This window comes from Kutzneria sp. 744 (genome assembly GCF_000568255.1).
Classification (GTDB): domain Bacteria; phylum Actinomycetota; class Actinomycetes; order Mycobacteriales; family Pseudonocardiaceae; genus Kutzneria.
In genome coordinates this window covers 526,118-529,217 of the sequence record NZ_KK037166.1, presented here as the reverse complement: position 1 = coordinate 529,217, position 3,100 = coordinate 526,118, and the positions used below count along the sequence as shown (strand labels likewise).

2 protein-coding genes and 3 pseudogenes are annotated in these 3,100 nt (G+C 71.9%); 2 read left to right on the top strand and 3 right to left on the bottom strand.

Annotated features, from left to right (window positions below; translation table 11 throughout):
• Nucleotides 1–375, bottom strand: a pseudogene (locus KUTG_RS60600) (universal stress protein); the annotation flags it as partial.
• 253 nt (nucleotides 376–628) lie between these two features.
• Nucleotides 629–1,261, bottom strand: a pseudogene (locus KUTG_RS02345) (DUF4389 domain-containing protein); the annotation flags it as partial.
• Between the two features lie 109 nt (nucleotides 1,262–1,370).
• On the opposite strand from KUTG_RS02345, the gene KUTG_RS02340 reads away from it, so the two are divergent.
• Together KUTG_RS02340 and KUTG_RS63025 are read left to right on the top strand one after the other, a co-directional pair.
• Nucleotides 1,371–2,474, top strand: coding sequence for a class I tRNA ligase family protein (locus tag KUTG_RS02340; protein WP_043714543.1), 1,104 nt, complete (start codon nucleotides 1,371–1,373; stop codon nucleotides 2,472–2,474).
• Between the two features lie 100 nt (nucleotides 2,475–2,574).
• Entirely contained in the window at nucleotides 2,575–2,868 is a 294-nt protein-coding gene (locus tag KUTG_RS63025; protein ID WP_043714539.1) for a 2TM domain-containing protein, read from the top strand.
• A gap of 38 nt (nucleotides 2,869–2,906) precedes the next feature.
• Here KUTG_RS63025 and KUTG_RS65865 read toward each other — a convergent pair.
• Nucleotides 2,907–3,100, bottom strand: a pseudogene (locus KUTG_RS65865) (V-type ATP synthase subunit D); the annotation flags it as partial.

The window sequence follows — 3,100 nt, the reverse complement described above, 5'->3', positions numbered from 1 at the left end:
GCGGTGATGCCGCCCGTCCACCGCGTGGTCCGTGCCCCGCACGACGACGGTGTCGCAGTGGGCGGCCAGCACCGTCGGCAGCACGAGCGCCCCGAGACCGAGGTGGCGGTGCCGGTCGCCGCGGCAGCCCAGCACCAACAGCACCGATTCCCGGCTGGCCTCGGTGAACGCGGACAGCGGGGCTCCGCCGACGGTGCGGATCCGCACCGGCAGCAGCGGGAAGTCACGGGTGATCGGCCGCGTGGGCCGCCCGCTCGTGCCTCGTAGCACCAGCAGCTCGTCGCCGCGGTTCCAGGCGTGGCGGGCCGCCCACCGAAGCGCGGCCTCGCCCCACCGGGAACCGTCCGTCCCGACCGTAACCGTCTGCCTACTCACGTTTCCACCATTGCCCCGGCGCCCAAGGTGCGGTAGTGCCGGTAGATGCTTCCGTTGGGGCACAAAGGCCCCGGTGTCGGGCGGCTCGGCGTTGCCGCCGCGCGTTCCGGGTCAGTCGGACTCCAGCAGCGCCGCGGGCAGCTCGTCCATCACCTTCTGCTGCTGGCCGTCCGACAGTCGGGATGCTCGGTGTCGTCGAGCACGCCGAGGCAAATCTGTTTCGTGGAAACGGATTTGCTCACAACACTGGTCCTCCCAGCGGCTCCGCGCCGCCCTGGTCGAGCCGGAACGGCGGGTACTCGTCGGTCATCAGCGCGGCGTATGCGGTCACCCGGAACACCCAGCGCTGCATGCCGATGACGAGGTCGAACAGGGCCTTCGGGTACCGGCCGGTGAACAGCAGCACGACACCGGCGACGACCACCAGCACCAGGATCAGGCCGGCGTTCCAGTGCGTGCCCTGCGCCTCGCCGCCGACGAAGAATGCGACCACGACGTAGTGCGGGATGGCCAGCAGCCACCACTTCACCAGCGCCAGCCCCCGCGAGAGGTGCTCGGGGTAGGCGATGTCCAGCGTTGCCGGGTAGTCCGGGTGCGGGGCTAGGCTGAACGGCGGGTAGCGGTCGGTGCCCAGCGCTCCGTAGGCGTAGTAGCCGACCCGCCAGCTCCAGCGCAGCACGCCCAGGTTGAAGTCGAACAGCGGGCGGGGATACCGGCCGGTGACCAGGATCGCGACCAGCGCGACCACGGACACCACGAAGAACGCGATCCACAGGAAGAACAGCACGATCACGTGCGGGATCGCCAGCAGCCACTTCACCAGCCACAGTCCGGGACTGAGGTGCTCGTCCAGGCGGGCGTCGAGCCGAACCGGGGAGTCGCTCATGCCTTCATGGTCGGCCGGCCGGTGTCGCGCCCCCAGTGCCGATGTCACCTCGTCAGCGCGGCCGAAGGTCCCTGTGCGCCGGAGGCCGCAGGCGCGCACACTTCGAGACATGACGCTGCGGTGCCAGTTGTCGCTGGGCGGCCGGACAGTGCCGCTGTTGGACCGCGCCCGGATCTACACCTGCGGCATCACGCCGTACGACGTGACCCATCTGGGCCACGCCGCCACGTTCGTGTGGGCGGACGCGTTGTCGCGGGTGCTGCGCGCGCTGGACGTGGAGCCGATCACGTGCCGCAACGTGACCGACGTCGACGAGGTGCTCGACGTGGCCGCCTGGCGGGCGGGCTCGGAGTACGACCGCTTCGCGGCGATCCAGCAGTTCGAGTTCGAGGGCGACATGGCGGCGTTGAACGTCCGGCCGCCCGAACACGAACCGCGCGCTCACCGCTACGTGGACGCGGTGGCGCGGCTGGCCGGTGCGTTGCTGACGACCGGCGACGCCTATACGCGCGGCGGCAGCGTGTACTTCCGGGGCCGCGCCGTGGTGCGGGCGAGCGGGCTGGACGTCGGTCGCGCCCGGGCGTTGGCCGGCGAGTACGGCGGTCGGCTCGACGATCCGGCCAAGGAGGATCCGTTCGACGTCGCGGTCTGGCAGGCGGCCGAGCCCGATCACCCGGAGTGGGAGTCGCCGTGGGGTCCGGGCCGGCCCGGCTGGCACGCCGAGTGCGTGGCGATGTCGTTGTCCGCCTTCGGCGTCGGCGTCGACTTCCACGCGGGTGGCGCTGATCTGGCTTTCCCGCACCACGCCTACCACCGGGCGATGGCGGAGGCGGTGACCGGCGTGCGCCCGTACGCGCGAGCGTGGCTGCACGCCGGCACGGTCACGGTGGACGGCGCCAAGATGGCCAAGTCGGCGGGAAACCTGGTGCGGGTGGAGGATCTGCTCGCCGCGGCGCCCGCGGCGGTGGTGCGGATGATGATCCTGGACCGGCCGTGGGCGCGGGACTGGGACTACACGCCGGAGTTGCTCGAAGTCGCGGCGGACCGGGTCGACCGGCTGTACCGCGCGGCGGCCCGGCCCGGCGGCGGCGATGCCGACGAGACGCTGGGGCTGCTCTCCCGCGACCTGGACGTCACCGCGGCGGTCGACCTCGCGACGGACGTGGGCGGCGCGTCCGCCCGCCGGCTGGCATCGGTGCTCGGCCTGGCCTGAACCGGCGCACGGCCGATGGTCCCCGGTGAATGGTTACCGACGCCCCTGTGCGGCGCCGGGGTACCGGCGCACGCTGGGATCGCCGAAGGAGGTGGCTCCCATGACGGAGACTCTCGAGGAGAGAAGGGAAGCCGCACGCAAGCGCGTCGAGGACAGGCGCGGATTCCTGCCGCACCTGGTGTCCTACCTGTTCATCAACGGCACGCTGCTGTTCGTCTGGGCGAACACCGGGCCGTCCGGGTTCTTCTGGCCGGCGATCGTGATGTTCTCGTGGGGCATCGGCCTGGTCATGCACGCGTGGACCGCGTTCGTGCGCAAGCCGATCACCGAGGCGGACATCGACCGCGAACTGGCTCGTGAGCGCCCGGCCGACAACGGTCCGGTCCCGCGCTGATCCCGGTGCTCACCTGAGCCGGGCTCGACGGACTCGGCGCGTTCCTGTTCCTCCAGCTCGAACTCGACCGCCGCCAGCGCGTCCGCGAGCCGCGGCAGCCAGTGCTGCCGCAGCGAGCGGACCCACAGTGCGGTCACCCGAAGTTCGGCCTCGATCTCCCGCAGGGCCCGCGCGGCGACCGCGTGTCGGACGGCCGCATCCGCCGCTTGCGCGACGGCGTCGCGGGCCCGTG